Below are 18,269 nucleotides of genomic sequence, written 5' to 3'. Positions count from 1 at the left end.
GTATTTGAGAAGCCATTTTTATTTGCTTTATATTTTAAAATTCTTTTCATAAGAGATGAGATTTACCAGCAAGTTAATTTCCTAATAATGCGTTGCGTTCATCCTTAAATGTATTTTCAATTTTATCTGTTATATTCTTAATTGCTGTTTTTGAGTCGATATTTTTGACAGTTGCATCAGAAATATCTTTTGCAAATATTTCTGTTGCCGAATCATCCAAGGGTGTTAATTTGTATTGTTTCATTTTGTCACCTAATTCTTCATATAGTGGCTGAGTTGATTGATTTAAAAATAAATTTCTTGAATCCATTTGCTTAGGGTTTCTTCGTGCTGGTTTATAACCATTTATCATATTATAATTTTCTCCACCATTTTGATGAGTAAAAACGTATTCAACGAATTTCCATGCATTTTCCTTATTGCGACTTTGTGAGCTTATTGCTATTTTTGTATCTGACTGCCAGGCGTATATCCCAAGTGGAGGCTTGGCAGCTTTCCATTTGCCGGCTTGATCTGGTGCATAGCTCTGTATGGATCCAAATCCCCAGGAACCCAAATTAAACAACATAACCAGCTTGTTATCCTGTATAGCTTTTTTACCTGCGGGTTCCCAAAAACTAGCTTCAAGCTCGAAACCAGATTTATGTGATTCTTTTGCAATATCGAGCACTTTCACAAAATCATCAGAATTTCTCACAAACCTTAAATTTTTGTCAAATACCCCTACGGATGATCCTAGCAAGTTTGGAAGGTCTGTAGGCCACTGAAAGATATATTGACCATTTGATTTTAATTTCTTTGCTATAGCAAGAAGGTTTTCCGGTTTTTCTATAAACTTACCAAACTCTTCTGGCTCCGATGGAAACCCATTTTCCTTCATTATGTCATCACGATAAAAAGTTACAAATGGAGATGTCAAAAATGTCATTGCCAAAATATTTTTTCCATCGACAGATTTATTGCTTTCCCAAACATCCTCTGGAAAATCTTTTTCATATTTGCCAGCTGAATATGGTTCTTTCAGCAAATCTTCAAGAATGCCATCTACAGTATATTGATCAAAGAATGAACTGTCAAAAAACAAAATATCTGGTCCAGTTCCTGCAGATAATGCAGAAAGAGTTTCAGTGTTGAATTTATCTATTGAATCAAACTTTGTGATGTTTATTTTAATTTTCGGATACATTAACTCGAAAACTAACTTTATGCGATCTAATCCACCATTGGATGTCCATACATTTACCTCCGTATTTGTGGGGGATTCTTCAGGAACAGCAGTTTGCGTCAATGGAGTTGTACTTGAAAGCGGTTTGTTTGGATTTTGTACGCAACTACATAAAATCATGAAAACACAAAGTAACAAAGAAAAACGAATAACATTTGAAACTTTCATTTTTATTCCTCCTTGTTATATTTATATAAGCCTCTTTGTAAGCAAAAAGTTTAAATCTTAAATTATTAGCAGAGAAGTGGATGGCAATAAACTATCTATAATTCAAATGTTGTTTTTCGACTATTATAATTCATAACCCACTTTTCAAAACTATTTTTATCCATAGGAACACTTAGCAAAAAACCATGTATATCGTCACAGTTCATATTTTTAAGAAGGGCTACATTTTCTGGAGTCTCAACACCTTCTGCAACTGCTTTGATACCCATGGAATGAACCAAGTCAATCATTGCCTTAACTATCAGTTCGGATTTCTTATTAGTTGATAACTTCTCAATAAATGTTTTGTCAATCTTAATACAATCTACTTGCACATCTTTTAATAAAGAAAAAGATCCACCTCCTCCAAAATCATCAATTGAAATATATACGCCAAGTTGCTTTAAATCACTTACTGTCTTTTCAACACTGGCAAAATTACTGAGGAAATAAGATTCAGTTATATCCAATCCAAGCAGTTCAGGATTTACACCTGTTTCATCCAATACTTTTTGAACAGTATCAATAATATATTGACTCAGAAAATTATCACTGGACATATTTACCGTAACACGTGTGTTTATAATCCCCATGTTTCTCCATGTATTAATTTGGGTGCAAGCTTCCGTTAATACCCAAAATCCAATTTCATGCATCAAACCGATTTTGCTGGCAATAGGAATGAACTTTGACGGTAGGATCAAACCTAGTTCAGGATCATTCCAACGGAGGAGAGCTTCAATTGCGGTAATACCACCGCTTTTAATATTAAACTGAGGTTGATAATAAAGGACAAGTTCCCTTCGCTCCAAAGCACCTTTCAGCTTCATTTCAAGATACATTTCTTCTTCTTTGTTACCCTTACTAATTTCTTCATAAAAACGATAGGTATTTCCACCTTCTTTTTTTGCAGTATACATTGACATATCGGCATTTTTTATAACACTATGGATATCATTTGAGTCTAGGGGATATAGTGATATACCAATACTCCCTGATGTAAACAAATCCATCCCTTTATTATTGAAAGTAACACTTATCTTATCAGCCAAAACTTTGTTAATAAAACTAGCTGTTTCAGCTGCTTTTAATTTATCTGCATTTTTTAATATAACAACAAATTCATCGCCTCCAATTCTTGCAATGAAAGTGTCATTATTACTAATTGACTTAAATCTTTTTGCTACTTCCTTTAAAAGCATATCTCCTACTTCATGCCCGAGTGTATCGTTTACTTGTTTAAAGCGGTTTAGGTCAATATACATGATAGCAAGAATCAAATATTTATCTTTATTTGATTCTAGAGTCTCTTTAATATATTCAATAAAATAGAGCCTGTTGGGCAAATCGGTAAGGGCGTCGTAATAAGCTAAATGCTTAAGTTCTTCTCTGGATTTTTTTAACTCATCCGTTTGAATTTGAAGTTTATTATTCATTTCTTTTTCTTTAGAAAACAACTGCTCAAGCTTATTTGACATTTCAGCAAAGTTAACGATTAAAGACTTTATTTGACTTATGGCAGTATTTGGCCAAGCTATTTTCTCCTGACGGCTTAATTTATTAGGTATATCAGTAGTGGATTCAGCTAGTTTTAAAAGTATACCAGACAAAAATCCACTGATTATAATGGACAAAATAGTAGCTATAATACACGCAATTATAATGATATAAAATTTATTTAAATAACTGTTCCATATGTCTTCTGAGTATTTTGAAAGAGGTATTTTGATAACAAGCTCCAAGTCAATATCTTTAAATTTTGCCTCTTTTATAAAGAAAGCTTTTTTCCAGGCTGCTTCATCAGTGTAATAATTGATCAATTTAGGACGCCATATATACAAATCATCACTAAACTTGGTTACTATTCCTTCGGATTTCCAATTTATACTACTAAGGTATTTATTTGCTTGTTCATTTGATACATAGATTTTTCCTTTCTCATCTTGAATCATTAATCCAACAACACTGCCTTCAGGTTCGTTGTCTAAAATCTTTTTTACCTTGTTTATTTGAATGGGGGAGTTTACCTTGATTTTACGTAGGTCAGTAATACTCCAGTCTTTCAGTTGTTCAGATATTTCATAATTTTTATTTTCCATAGCCTGGATTATAGTTTTACTTGTATCTCTATCAATATTTGAACCATCTATAAAAACATATGCTGTAAATGGTACTAAAACAGAGACTAATGTGAAATGAAAAATCAACAAACTAAAATCTATTGTATAGCTCGAATTAGCTCTGAAAAATCTAAATGGATTTATATATGATACTACTACATCTGCAAGCAAAGAATTAATAAGTCCAATGATGAATTGATTTAAAATTGCAATGATAATTACAGTACCTAATTCCTCACCCATAATTAAAAAATACAGATAAGTTACAGGACAACCTAATATCAGCCAGTAAATTACTTCTGATAAAAATAAATTGCGTATTTTATATTTATAAAGCATTCCTACAACGAGTATTTCCAAAGAAACAAATAATGAAATTCCATCAGGATGTAAAAATGATATTGCAATAACATTTACAATTAGGCTTGATATTAAGGCAACAGCAGTTCCGTTTAATCTTAATATGACAAATAGAAAAAAAGGGGCAAAACTTATGTATACACCATAAGACAATGGCACCTTATATATCTTGGCTATAATACATAAACAAGTTAATAATATAAACTCAATAATAAATTTTGGAGATTTAATTGTCTTCCCAAGGCTTAGATTTCGCATCTTCCAATTTATTCTCCTTAAAAAATATGGAATGAGTTACTATAATTGCCAAATGAATCTTCTTTTTCTCGATTACTTTTATTATCGTCATTTTTGAGTTTTAGGTTAATAAAAAATTATGTTAATTCGATATCTAGAACATGTAACCGTTTTGTAACATATAAGCATTAAAAAATCTTGAAAAATTAGCCGATATAGAATTACAGGCTAATTTTTCTTATACAATTAAAAAATAGCAAAACTATTTACGAACTATATAAAGAGGACAATCTTCCTGCCACAAGAATTGAAAACACAAGCTATACCTGCATTTCAAAATAATTAAACAGAGGTAATGCTGTTATGAGTAAAAAAACTAATCTATCTAAAAAAACTATAGCTCTAGCCTTAACTCTACTTCTTTCATTTACATTTTTAACTCCTGCATACACTGAAGAGGTGGCAGAAAAGACCTATATAGGAATTAATACCGTAAATACAATTCTTAACAATGTCGACTACCGGGATGTAAAAGGCTCCAAGGTATGGTCGAAGGAAGCTATATGCGATGTTAGTGCTCTTGAGATAATGAAGGGCTATGGAAATAGAACCTTTGGACGGACAAATTCTGTCACAAAGGAGCAGGCGCTGGCTATGGTTTATAATGCGGTTGGAAGAGAGGTTGAGGCACAAATGGCAGCTGAAGTACTGGATGCCGCAAGAACTGCCGCTAACAAAAAAACATATGCCCCAGCAATGTGGTCTGATGGGTACCTGCAGCTTGCAGCTACCGATGGGCTTATTAGTGCGCAAGACCTTACTGACGCTTTAGCATCAGACAGAAGTGCTTTTACAGCTGCCAGCTTTTATAGGGAATCGGCAGCGAAAAGGCAGGATGTTGCCTTCTGGATAGCAAAGGCATTAAGTCTTCCTCCTGTATATGGGCAGCAGAAGATTTTTAACAGCTACAGTGACTGGTCGGAGGCAGATCCTTTAAAAATTCCATACATTGAAGCAGTGCTTCAAAACAATATAATGAGCGGGTTGGGGAATGGAAAATTCAAACCTCAAGGAAATGTTACGAGAGAACAGGTGGCACAAATAATAAAAAATGCTCTTCCCGTCATTTTGCCTCTCAGGGGATATGAAAAGGAATTAGGAACTATTGAGAGTATTGAGCCTGCTAAAGATTTTGTTGACGGACAAAACATAACGAAAAATACATACAGTGTGAGAAACAGCAACGGGAAGCTGCATCAGATTGTTACCAGGATATTGAATAAACAGTCTGAAGATTACAGGAATGAACAGAATGGAAGTTTAAAACCAATAGAAAATATTGATTTGATTGTATATAAAGACGGATGGCTTGGGAAAAGCAGCGCTTTAGTGACGGGAGACCGTGTAGAATACACGACAACAATTGATGGAAGGGTAGTATATGTAAAAGTCATATCAAATACTGCAAATACAAAATATTTGGTTGCAAGAGTGAACACTATTGATACTGCAAAGCAAACTTTAAATATCTCAAAGGTGTTCGATTTAAAGTACCCAGAGGTAAATATTGAGGATAATAACTTCTCTTATGACAGTAATGGGAAAAATGTAGATGTTACATATATATACAGTGCCAATTCAGAAGTGATCGTAGATAATATAAAATCCACTATAGATGCAATTGAACCTGGGATGGACGTTATTCTGGCTATAAAAGATAATATGATATCGGGAATAAAATCGGTAACGCTCAGGTTGAGAGAGCAGGGAGTAGCTAACGGTATAGTAGAAGATATCAATCCTCAACTTGGATATATCACACTGTATAATGAGGATTCCCCAGGAGACGGAACGACTCCAGACATTAAAACATATAACTACTCAAACCCTAAAAATATCAGTGTGCTGAAAAATTATAAACCGGCAAACATTGAAGATGTTGAAGGTGGTGATTCTGTCTATATTAAATTTGATGACAAGGGAAACATTGAGGTTATAAGTGCTGTAGACAACTATATTGAAAAGCAGGGAAAGGTTATGTCAAAAAATCCTGCATCACTTGCAGTACAATATGATGATGGCACCCAGCAGATATTGACGACTGATGAGAAAATACCTGTAATGCTTGATAAAAAATTAGTGGGATATGATACCTTAAAAGAAGGGGACAGGGTCAAGCTACTCATTAATATAACTGACGCCTTTACAAGGTTGAAACAGATAACTATCGAAGGAGACGAGCATTTCGTTACGAACATATACAAGGGTGTTGTAGTTAAACTGGATGATATTTCAAACAGCTTGATACTCCAGAACATGGAGATACTTAAAAATGGAAGCTGGGAAAGAGCTGATCAAAAGGGATTTTCAACTATTAGTCTGGCTGACGATAATGATATATTTTATAACAGTGAAAATATAGGGGCAGATGCTATTAACAGTAATTTAAGAAGCACTGAAGCATATATCGCTGTTGAAAATGATTATGGAGGAGATGAAAAGGCTGTCTTAGTATCTTTTAAGAACAAAAGTGACACAGAATTGGCTGCATTTGACGACAGTATTGTATCAAATACTTTAGGAATTGAGGGTGAGATATCGCTGGAGAAGGAAACAAGTAATATCTCATATGATAAAGGAACCATTGTTGTTAAGGATAAAAGGCTGGTTACGGGCAGCAGTATTTCTCCTGAGGATATGGCTTATGTTATAGCAAACAGGGAGTACTCCGATGGAAAATACTATGCAAGTGTAGTTGATATAAGCCCGAGGTCTGACCCTAATTTCATAAGTATTTACCGTGGAAGGATAGCAAGTATTAATGAAAATAAGGATTTTACCGTAAGCTCATTTTCACAGCTCAATGGCGTAAATTGGGACTTTTACAATACTCCAAAGACATTCAGAATTACTTATGCTACAAGTATAATTGATGATTCGGGAATCGTTGGACAGCGCAATTTTACGGATTATGGAGATTCAAGCTATGAAGACCGTACCGTTTATATATTGGCAAATGGCACAGATGCAGTCATGGTTAATACGGTTCCGTATGGAACTGTTTCAGCAAAGGGTGATATATACGAAATAACAGGAGACAGTGAGCCAACAGGGTTTACAATGTTCAGTGCAAAAATTTATGATCCGACTACGAATATGTGGAAGGATAGTAAAGATATGAGCCTTAACATTCTTGATAACAGCATTATACTAAAGGACAATAGAATTGCAGAACCATCAGACCTTGAGAAAGGAGATAAAGTCAGGGTAATCAAGAAGGACGACAGCGAAACTGGAGATGCGTACATTATATTTGTTGAATAAGGAATAGCTGAAATATAGCTTTGAATTCAATCCGGTATTTTGGAGGGATCATAATATGTCAAAACTGTTGAAATTGATGTCACTGACTATTATTATAGTATTAGGAATTTCAAATATGGAGGCATATGCAAGAAGTGGTGACAGCGGATTTGAAGGTGGAATATCTTCAGGAGAAGTGGTTGGTAAGACTACATACGATTATAAGGAAGTTATATTTTTGACAGGGGAGCCTGTTGTGTTTACAGGGACATTGACAATAAAGAAAACAGTGAAGCAGGATAGTACAACAGGTAAGCAAATTATAACTGCAAACTACACATATAAGCTTACCAATGATGAAAGGTCCGGTACACTGACAAAATTCCTCTCTTATAGTACTGTGCTGACAAAAAAGGACAACGGCCAGACAATAGAAGAGACCAGTCTAAACCCAAAATACACAGAAGTTATTAAAGTTGATGATGCGACGTACACCTTGAAAAACTATGATTTTACAAAGACAAATATAACTGATTCAAAGCCAGCAGTTGACTATCTGGCGGGCAACCTTTGGGGTAGAAAAACTTACGAAATAGGAACAGACGAAGGCTCGGTTACTGTTGATATTACAGGTGATTTCTATGGATATAACCAATATTGGGGAACAACTGAAACACAGGTGCTGGAATACATGATCCAGAGTGAGGGTAAAAGCGGCGATACTGTTGACAAATGGGGCGGTACAGCAAGTGTAAGCCTCTCCAATACTTCTGCAAAACAGATAAAGTATGTAGAGAATGAGCCTGAGACTATCAGCTTTGAAGGCGGATTTGTGCAAACTCAGTACAATAACAGCGTTCTTAAGTATTCAGCCAGTCTGCCGGAGTTTGACGCCCAGGGAGTTTCGACAGACAGATTAATTGAAACATCAGACAGCCTTAAAATTGAAAGTTTTCCAGTTAAGACAAGGCTTATGGTTCCAAATATAAATAAACTTAAAGGGCATTGGGCTGAAAATGATATAAAAGCTCTTTACAGCCTGGAGGTTTTCAGTGAGGATCCGGGGAATTTCAATCCTCAGGAAGTAATGACAAGAGCCGAGTTTGCAGATGCTATTGTACTGGCGGCAAAAGAGGTTCCAATAGATTCCACCCTTGTTACTTCCAAGACCAGCAAAACTTCTAAAAGCAAACAACAAATTCTTTCACCTTTTGTAGATGTAGCGGCAGATAGCAAGTATTTTGAAAATATCAACAATGCTTATAAAAGGGGAATAATAAGTGGCCGTGGAAACGACATGTTTGCTCCTGATGATTATTTGACTATGGCGGATGCTATTACAATTATTATAAGGGCTCTGGGATTGGAAGCTTTGGCTCCAGCTGGCGGTGTGACGACTTCGTTTATAGATGATGGTGATATTCCTGCATATGCTAGAAATCATATATATGTAGCACAAAGGATAGGTCTTGTGCTGGGGGATGAAAAAGGATATCTGAAACCACGAGAATATCTTACTAAAGCTAGAGCTGCAGTTGTTATAAACAAACTGATAAATTATATGAGAGATGATCTCAAGAAAGACTATAGGGAAAGAATAATTAACTATTAAGGGGAAATTAATCATGACTAAAACTTTTGTTAGAATTGCAAGTGCTGTTTTGGTATTGTGTCTATTAACAGCGAACGTATCCTTTGCAGCTGAAAGTCAGGTTGAAGAAAGTACCATAGATATGGATTACTTGCAGAGCATTATGGACTCGATAAAGGAAAAATATAAGGATAAGGTGACCGATAAACAATTGATTGAAGGTGCGATAAACGGTATGTTTGACACTATGGACAAGTATACCGATTACTACACCCAAGAAGAGGCTGAAAGCTTCTTTTCCGACGTGGATGGTTCTTACGTGGGAATTGGAGTGAGAATATCATCAGAAACAAAAGCTATATGCATAGTTGAGGTTTTTGAGTCTTCCCCGGCAGCTAAGGCTGGAATTATCAAGGGTGACATTGTCCTCAAGGTTGATGGACAGAGTGTTGAAGGAAAAAGCACTGATGAAGTGGCACAGCTAATTAGAGGCAAGGCAGGAACAAAAGTTTCAATTACAATGCAAAGGTTAGGTGAAAAGGATGCACGTACTTTTGAGGTAGAGAGAGCAGAAGTGGTTGTTAATCCTGTCACTTACCACATAAAGGACGAAATTGGATATATAAAGCTTGATATCTTTAGCTCTAATTCAAACCTATATATGACTAAAGCACTTGAAGAAATTGATAAAAGTAAAATTAAGAAGCTGATATTGGACTTAAGGGACAATCCTGGCGGAGAGGTAAGTCAGGTAGTTAAAATAGCGGAAAACTTTGTTCCAAAAGGTTTGATTACAAAGCTGGATTTTAAATCTGAAGAGAAGGATGATGAGGCATATTATTCGGAAAATAAAGATTTGAAGTATAAATTGGTAGTATTGGTGAATGAATCAAGTGCGAGTGCATCAGAGATACTAGCAGGAGCTGTTCAGGATACAGGTTCGGGAACTTTAGTAGGTACTAAGACCTATGGAAAAGGAAAGGTTCAAAACATTTTTCCTATACTTTCACCAGAGGCTTATAAGAAGTATGAGGAAGAACTTGGAGTCAAGATAGTTGATGGCTATGACCTGATTAATAATCATGGCATTAGACCTACAGATGATGAAATACTCGGATGGACAAAGATTACAACGGGTGAATATTACACTCCTAAAGGAAGAATGATAGATGGAACAGGCCTTCAGCCCGATTATTACATTGAAAATGAGGAATTGAAAAACGAGGTAGACTTAAGAACTATTGATAGCCTTGAAAAGAGGGTTAAGCCTACGATAAATGACAAGAGTTTGGATGTTTTCAACGCAGAGAAAATTCTCAAGTTTTGCGGATATGAGGTTGATTCTCCGGATATGTTTCTAGATGGAGAAACTTCTGATGCTATCTACAAGTTCCAAAAGGATAATGGGTTGTACCCATATGGAGTTTTGGACTTCTCTACTCAGCAAGCTCTCAATAATAAGCTTGAAAAATTGCAGTCTGAATATGACAAACAGATGGCTAAGGCTTTAGAATTATTGAAAGATTAATTTTAGGGTTGTATTAAGAGGTAGGTTAAACAGCACTCAATTAAAATAGTTAATATTTCCTATTTCAAAATAGTTTTGTGGTTGGATGGAGTTTCCAGATATTAGATGTACAATGATAATAGGGAATATATTTATTTTTTGAGGTGTTTATAATATGAAAAGGATTAACGTGATACGAAGCAGAAAAGGTACTACGTTGGTTTTATATGTTATTATGTTTTCTGTGATTGCAGCATGTGCTTCTATTGTTATAGATATAGGTGTGGTGGCATACAAAAAGGCAGATACGGTTAAAGCAACAGATGCTGCGGCATTAGCATCAGCACAGTCGCTTTTTTACGGTGATGAGAATCCGGTTGTGGTAGCTACGGAATACCTGGAAAAAAACGGTGTAGATCCGGATGATGCCCAAATAAATATCCTTGATGACGGTAAAGGTATTAGTATAAAAACAAAAATTGAAGTCAGCTATTTATTTGCCAAATTACTTGGGTTTGACAGTGGTGAGATTAAGGCAAATGCTACTGCTAAGGTAATGGGAGTGACAAGCGTATTCAAGGATATCAGACCTTTTGCTATTGAAGACCAGGAATTTGAGTTTGGGAAATTATATACTCTCAAGGAAGGCGGAGGCAGCGGGAGTAATGGAAATTATGGATGTCTTGCACTCGGGGGTAGTGGCGCATGTAATTACAGGTTTAACATCTTAAATGGTTATGACGGCGAACTGAAAGTTGGAGATTACGTTGAAACTGAACCAGGTAACATGAGCAACCCTACAAAGTCTTCCATAAACGAGTTGGTAAATGACTGTGACCATTGCCCAGAATGTACATACAGCAGTTTTGATCCTGAATGTTCAAGAATTATAACAGTAGTTATTGTAGATAGTCTTGATGTAAATGGAAGAAGCTCAGTACAAATACGCGGCTTTGCATCATTTCTAGTAAAAGCTGTTACGGGGCAGGGAAATAAATGCATAGTGGAAGGATATTTCGTAAAGAACATAACTCAGGGAGAATTGAGTGAAGGGCAGAAAGACTATGGGCTTACAGGTGTTAGATTGACAGAGTAAATATTTAGTTTTTTTAGCTGGCATCATTTAGTTGATTTGTAAACGAACTGTTGACAAGTTGGAATATTTTTGATATCCTTATATTAACAAAATGATTTTAGACTTTTTTGACCGACTTATCTTGTTGACAAAATGACTTTAGTTTTTAGTTGTTTAACTTGGTTATTTATGCAATCTTATACTGTACTTTGGATCTGAATGTTTTTATTTATAATATATGTTGAATAGTTAGCATAAAATAATAATAAATATTAGTATAGGGAGGGATGTATAAGCAGTCTAAGTACTTTATGTTACTATATAGAGAAGGCTGTTAACTTCGTAGTCCAAGCTCCATTTTATGTATAGTTTTTGAAAGAAGTATATTTATCTTCTATAAAATGGGATTATTACGGGGAGCAAGTTTGAAGAGAGATTTGCAAGCGTATATTTTAATTTTGCTTGGATGTAAGGGTAAGGACGAAGGATTTAGGGGAGAGAAAAATATAAGATTTATGGGAAACAAATTTTGATTTAAATTTTATTTTAATTGAACGGAATTAAAAAAGAAGAAATAGAAAGTTTTTGGGGGAGGAAGAATATAGAGTAATTAATTATTCTATATTATCGGAATTAATGTATTTTTGTATTAACTATTGTGGTCTTGGGCTACGAAGTGAGCAGCTTTCAAATTAAATTTAAATATTTCTAGGACAGCATATATTGCTGTCTTTCTTATTTTTTATGTCACAAAATTAAATCTTCTTATTGACACTGCATTTTAGCAAATATACAATATAAGTTGTATGTTTTATTGATGAAAAATTCTAAAACTAAATTTACAAGGATGTTTTTCATCAAAATTAGATAATGATTAAGTGCTGTATAGATTTACTTTAGTATTCGTTATCTATAAAATATGAATAGACTTTAGTTTATTAAATATATTGTCAGCCGAGGAGCGCATCTAACCGGCTGAAACTGTTTTTGGAGGATAAGAAATCATGTCTGTTAAGTACATTTTTGTAACCGGTGGCGTTGTTTCCGGCCTGGGTAAGGGAATAACAGCTGCATCTTTAGGGAGACTTCTTAAGGCAAGAGGACTGAGGGTGACAATTCAGAAATTTGATCCTTACATCAATGTTGACCCTGGAACTATGAGTCCATATCAGCATGGAGAGGTGTTTGTAACTGATGATGGGGCTGAAACTGACCTTGATTTGGGGCATTATGAAAGGTTCATTGACGAGAACTTAAGTAAGAACAGCAATGTTACTACCGGAAAGATCTATTGGTCTGTTATCAGTAAGGAAAGAAAAGGCGACTTTTTAGGTGGCACAGTACAGGTAATACCACACATCACTAATGAAATAAAAGATAGGATTTACAGAGTAGGGAAGACTGATCATACCGATGTTGTTATTACAGAAATCGGCGGAACAGTTGGAGATATCGAAAGCCTTCCTTTCCTTGAAGCTATAAGGCAGGTTTCTACTGAAAAAGGACGGGAGAATGTTATGTATATACACGTTACTCTTGTTCCTTATCTTGGAAAGTCTGGAGAACTCAAAACAAAACCTACACAGCACAGTGTAAAGGAATTGAGAAGTATAGGTATTCAGCCTGATGTTATTGTTTGCCGTACTGAAAAGCGTTTGAGCAAGGACCTTAAAGACAAGATAGGTCTATTCTGTAATATTTCAGGAGATTCAGTTATACAGAATCTTGATGCAGAAATACTTTATGAAGTTCCATTAATGCTTGAAGACGAAGGACTTGCAGCTAATGTTTGCAAACGATTGGGATTACAGTGTACTGAACCGGACTTGGCCGAATGGAAGAGTATGGTTGAGAAGCAGAAAGGTATCAGTAGTTCTGTTACCATTGCACTTGTTGGCAAATATGTGGAACTGCATGATGCGTACTTAAGTGTAGTGGAAGCTTTAAAGCATGGCGGTATAGCAAATAGTGTTGATGTTAAAATCAGCTGGGTAAATTCTGAGGATTTAAATGAAGGAAATGTAAAAAGCCGCCTTTCAAAATGTGATGGCATTTTGGTTCCAGGAGGCTTTGGAGATAGGGGTATAGAAGGAAAAATACTTGCAGCAAAATTTGCAAGAGAAAATAAAAAGCCTTATTTCGGTATTTGTTTGGGTATGCAAATGGCAGTTGTAGAATTTGCACGTAATGTAGCAGGTCTGGAAGGTGCCAACAGTTCAGAGTTTGATGTTGAGTCACCATACCCTGTAATTGACCTTATGCCTGAGCAAAGGGATATTGATGAAATGGGCGGAACCATGAGACTTGGTCTCTATCCTTGCAAAATAGGTGAAAACACAAAGAATTTTGAGATATATAAAGATGAATTGGTTTATGAAAGACATAGGCACAGGTATGAATTTAACAATGAATATAGGGAGATGCTGACTTCTAAAGGTCTTATTATATCTGGATTATCACCGAGTGAAAGACTGGTTGAGGTTATTGAACTTGGAGATCATCCATGGTATGTGGGAGTTCAGTTCCATCCCGAATTTAAATCAAGGCCGAATAGGCCACACCCGCTTTTCAGGGACTTTATTAAGGCGGCAGTTGAAAACTCTGGAAAATAGTAGAGCATTAAAATAGTAATTTTTCTAAATAATAGATTTTGTACTAAAATATTTTATGTATAGTATAAATCCTTTCAATCTTGTAAATAATTATACTAAGCAATAAAAGTTACTGTTGCTAAAATAATTAAAATAAGGAGTCTATTTGCAATTATATAAACATTCAAATAGTTCCTTGTCAAGATATGGGGGGATTTTTATTATGATAAAGGGTTTAAAAAATTCAAGAAAATTGAAGTTGGTATTTAAAGGGATTGTAGCTGTTGTAATGGTATCGCTGCTAATAACGGGAATAGCATTTGCGTCATATTCTGATGAGGTCAACAGCGGATTATCTGATAACCTTTTGAGGCTTCATGTTATAGCCAATAGCGACTCACCGGAGGACCAACAACTTAAAAGGGATGTTAGAGATGTAATACTTGGTTATATGAAGAGTGAGTTTAAGGATTTTGAGGACGTAGAAGCTGCAAAATTACAAGTCAACAATAATTTGGATAAAATAAAGGCTCTTGCAGAAGATGAAATAAAGAGGCAAAAGAAGAATTATAGTGTAAAAGTAATGCTTGGTAATTTTCCTTTTCCGACTAAGATGTATGGTGATATAACACTGCCTGCCGGAACGTATCAGGCTCTTAGAGTAGTTATTGGGGAGGGAGAGGGTCAAAACTGGTGGTGCGTGATGTTTCCTCCGCTATGTTTTGTAGATGCTACACACGGTACTGTCCCCGATTCGGTCAAAGAGGATTTAAAGAGCGTTCTTAGTGAAGAGGAATATAATATAGTAGCTTCAACCGATGAAGAAGATCAAATACCGGTGGAAATTAAATTCAAAGTTGTAGAGTTTTTTCAAGGCTCTAAAATAAAAGTTAAAGGGGCTATTAATAAATTATTTAGCACCGTATATGAAAAGTTGAGTTTTAACTAGGATTATATCCACTAAGGCGGCTTGGGAACAAGCCGCCTTAGTTTGTTTATAGCTCTAACAAAATTGAGTTATTATATTACTAAAATATGATATACTATTATATATAGATAACTTTTCTCTTGTAGATATTCTATTAATCTGAAACATTAGAGGTGAATAAAGTGATGGGTATTTTAATGGATATAAACTTTGAGTTCTACTTTATTACCGCATTCAGATTGCTTCTGGCTTGTATTCTCGGTGGGTTGATTGGTTATGAAAGGGAAAGTATGAATAGGCCTGCGGGATTTCGTACGCATATTCTCGTATGTCTTGGAGCTGCCCTTGTAATGCTTACTTCCCAATTTATTTTTGAAAAGTATAAAGGGATTACCAATATTGACCCGGCACGTCTTGGTGCCCAAGTAATAAGCGGTATCGGTTTTCTGGGTGCAGGGACAATAATAAGAGAGGGCATGAGTGTTAGGGGGCTTACTACTGCTGCAAGTCTTTGGGCGGTGTCATGTGTTGGAATAGCTGCAGGGATAGGTTTTTATGAAGGTGCTATTATAGCGGCTCTTGTTATTTACTTAACTCTTATTGTACTGAAAAAGCTGGAAATTAGTTTTGCTAAAAAAAGGCAGCTCAATATCTTATATGTGAAAACCCATAACATACCTGGCCAGCTAGGGAACATTGGATGCCTATTCGGGAAGCATGATATAACGATAAAAAATATAGAGTTTCTAAACAGTGACGATGATAACGATGCGTTGATTAAATTTCTTGTAAAGTTGCCCGGCAATGTCAAGAAGGAAGATATAATCGGTGAACTTCAGCTTATTGAAGGTATTAGCAAGGTTTACGAAGAATAAGTTGGTTTACAAAAAATATTGTTATAAAAAATGTTTGACTTTTTAAATCCGTTATCCTATAATTCATTTGTTTATTAATTTTTTCTCTAACGGAGGTTGGCCATAAAATTGGTTGGAAGTGAGGGATGAAGGAGTGGCAAGATTAGCTCAATTCAAGACACCGCTTTTTGATGCGGTAAAGAAGTATGTGGATGATAACGTGGTACAGTTTCATGTTCCCGGTCACAAAAAGGGAAATGGACTTCAGGAGTTCAGAGATTATATCGGGGAACGTGTATTCCAGATGGATGCAAATGGTATGCAGGATCTGGATTTTGCAAATAACCCTACAGGAGTTATTTATGAATCTGAAAAGCTTTTAGCACAGGCTTATAGTGCTCAGAATGCATTTTTCCTGGTGGGGGGTACTACTGTGGGCGTTCAGGCAATGATTATGAGTGCGTGCGAGCCAGGTGACAAGATACTAATTCCAAGAAATGCTCATAAATCAACAATAGGTGGTATTATCCTAAGTGGAGCAATGCCTGTATATATACAGCCTGAAATAAACGAGCATCTGGGAATTGCAATGGGAATAACTGAAGAAAGCTTGAGAAAAGCAATTAAGGAAAATCCACATGCAAAAGCAGTATTTTTGATCAACCCCACTTACTATGGTGCAGCATCAGATTTAAAATCTCTTGTAAGAATAGCACATAGACATGAAATGGCTGTATTGGTAGATGAAGCTCATGGAGCACATATGTCATTCCATGATGATTTTCCGCTAACTGCTATGGAAGTTGGAGCTGATATGAGTGCGGCTAGTATGCATAAGACTGCAGGGTCGTTAACTCAAAGTTCAGTTCTTCTGTTAAGAAGCAATTTGATTTCTCCTGATAGGGTGAAAGCGGTTTTGAATTTAACGCATACAACAAGTTCGTCGTATTTGTTGATGTGTTCTTTGGATATTGCAAGAAAGCAGATGGCTACTGAAGGCTGTGAAATGTTGGAAGAGGCATTAAGACTTGCAAGAATGGCAAGGGATGAGATAAATAAAATAGAAGGCCTATACGCTTTTGGAAAGGAACTTATAGGTACACCTGGATGCTATGATTTTGATGAGACCAAGCTTGGTATAAATGTAGAAGGTCTTGGTTATACAGGATATGAAATGGAAGCAAAGCTCAGGAGCGAATATAATATTCAAATTGAGCTTTCAGATATGCATAATATAATGGGTATTGTAAGTTTGGGTGATACAGAGGAAAATATTGTTGCCCTAATTAATGCACTAAAGGATATATCGTCAAAAACTGAGGTTAAAGAATGCAGGAAGCATACAATAATTCCGCAGAATCCAAAGATGATTGTTTCACCAAGGGACGCTTTTTATAGCAAGAAAAAGTCAATTCCACTTAAGGAATCAGTGGGAGAAATAGCAGGTGAGATGATTATGGCTTATCCTCCCGGTATACCTGTTATTGGTCTTGGGGAGCGTATAACTCAGGATATTGTTGACTATATTGAGGTTTTGAAAAATCAAAGATGTCAAATGCAAGGTACCGCTGATCCGCATATAAATTCAATTATGGTACTTGGTACAGATTAATAAAATGTTTGCAGTAAAGGACTTCCATACGTGTGGTAGTCCTTTTTTAGATGAGTAATAGTTAATTGTTTATTGTTCCTTAATGTTATTGTAAATAAATAAAAATTTATTGGTATTCAATAAAAATATATTGATAAATAACAAATAACGGTTTATACTATACTTAGGCGTAAGTATGAAAAGGAGGTTGTTATATGAAGGTTTTAGGAGCAGATGGATTGTCAGGTATGGTAAAAGTATTGTTGGATGCAGTTTTAATTGGAGGAACGGCTATTTTTGTAACCTTGCCGTGGTGTCTTAACCTTGCATTTGATCTTATAAAAAGTACATATGATGAAAATTATTACTTTTTACTGGGGTTCTTTTACATTACTGGCCTATTTGCTTTAAGTTTGGTTTATGAGATAAGAAAGATATTTAAGAACATAAACCAAAGAAATCCTTTTACTAAGGATAATGTCAAGAGCTTAAAACGTATGGCTTATGCATCCTTTATAATTTCTGGATCATATGTTGTAAAAATAGTTTTCTTTCCTTCAATCCTTACAATCATAATGTCGATGGTGTTTGTAATTGCCGGATTGTTTTCAATAATACTGGCTGAGGTTTTCCACCAGGCTGTAATTGTAAAAGAAGAAAACGACCTTACTATATAGAGG

Annotated in this window: 11 protein-coding genes; 9 read left to right on the top strand and 2 right to left on the bottom strand. The window is 35.4% G+C overall.

The window, feature by feature from the left end; all coding sequences use genetic code 11:
• Positions 1-73: 73 nt before the first annotated feature.
• The gene (locus ACECE_RS0205770) at positions 74-1,393 is read right to left on the bottom strand and encodes an ABC transporter substrate-binding protein (RefSeq protein WP_010245319.1); all 1,320 of its coding nucleotides are present in this window, start codon (positions 1,391-1,393) and stop codon (positions 74-76) included.
• A gap of 95 nt (positions 1,394-1,488) precedes the next feature.
• Complete coding sequence (locus ACECE_RS0205765) at positions 1,489-4,170, bottom strand: putative bifunctional diguanylate cyclase/phosphodiesterase (RefSeq protein ID WP_010245316.1); 2,682 nt, start codon at positions 4,168-4,170, stop codon at positions 1,489-1,491.
• A 342-nt stretch (positions 4,171-4,512) separates the two neighbouring features.
• On the opposite strand from ACECE_RS0205765, the gene ACECE_RS0205760 reads away from it, so the two are divergent.
• The 9 genes from ACECE_RS0205760 to ACECE_RS0205715 all read left to right on the top strand — a co-directional run bounded on the left by ACECE_RS0205760 (position 4,513) and on the right by ACECE_RS0205715 (position 18,266).
• Complete coding sequence (locus ACECE_RS0205760; RefSeq protein WP_010245313.1) at positions 4,513-7,473, top strand: S-layer homology domain-containing protein; 2,961 nt, start codon at positions 4,513-4,515, stop codon at positions 7,471-7,473.
• Between the two features lie 55 nt (positions 7,474-7,528).
• Positions 7,529-9,064, top strand: coding sequence for an S-layer homology domain-containing protein (locus ACECE_RS0205755; RefSeq protein WP_010245310.1), 1,536 nt, complete (start codon positions 7,529-7,531; stop codon positions 9,062-9,064).
• Between the two features lie 13 nt (positions 9,065-9,077).
• Entirely contained in the window at positions 9,078-10,571 is a 1,494-nt protein-coding gene (locus ACECE_RS0205750) for a S41 family peptidase (protein ID WP_010245301.1), read from the top strand.
• Positions 10,572-10,725: 154 nt separating this feature from the next.
• On the top strand, positions 10,726-11,646 hold the full coding sequence (locus tag ACECE_RS0205745; RefSeq protein ID WP_010245300.1) for a hypothetical protein: 921 nt from the start codon (positions 10,726-10,728) through the stop codon (positions 11,644-11,646).
• A 983-nt stretch (positions 11,647-12,629) separates the two neighbouring features.
• On the top strand, positions 12,630-14,237 hold the full coding sequence (locus ACECE_RS0205735; RefSeq protein ID WP_010245299.1) for a CTP synthase: 1,608 nt from the start codon (positions 12,630-12,632) through the stop codon (positions 14,235-14,237).
• Positions 14,238-14,439: 202 nt separating this feature from the next.
• Positions 14,440-15,165 carry a stage II sporulation protein R gene (spoIIR, locus tag ACECE_RS0205730; protein ID WP_010245298.1) on the top strand — a complete coding sequence of 242 codons (726 nt, stop codon included), beginning with the start codon at positions 14,440-14,442 and terminating at the stop codon, positions 15,163-15,165.
• Between the two features lie 164 nt (positions 15,166-15,329).
• Positions 15,330-16,019 carry an MgtC/SapB family protein gene (locus ACECE_RS0205725; RefSeq protein ID WP_010245297.1) on the top strand — a complete coding sequence of 230 codons (690 nt, stop codon included), beginning with the start codon at positions 15,330-15,332 and terminating at the stop codon, positions 16,017-16,019.
• 133 nt (positions 16,020-16,152) lie between these two features.
• Entirely contained in the window at positions 16,153-17,610 is a 1,458-nt protein-coding gene (locus ACECE_RS0205720) for an aminotransferase class I/II-fold pyridoxal phosphate-dependent enzyme (protein WP_026073716.1), read from the top strand.
• A 194-nt stretch (positions 17,611-17,804) separates the two neighbouring features.
• On the top strand, positions 17,805-18,266 hold the full coding sequence (locus ACECE_RS0205715; protein WP_010245292.1) for a DUF2975 domain-containing protein: 462 nt from the start codon (positions 17,805-17,807) through the stop codon (positions 18,264-18,266).
• The last annotated feature ends 3 nt before the right edge of the window (positions 18,267-18,269 follow it).

This window comes from Acetivibrio cellulolyticus CD2 (assembly GCF_000179595.2).
Taxonomy (GTDB): Bacteria; Bacillota; Clostridia; order Acetivibrionales; family Acetivibrionaceae; genus Acetivibrio; species Acetivibrio cellulolyticus.
Note: the sequence above shows the minus strand (reverse complement) of the source record. Positions and strands in the feature narration are given on the sequence as shown.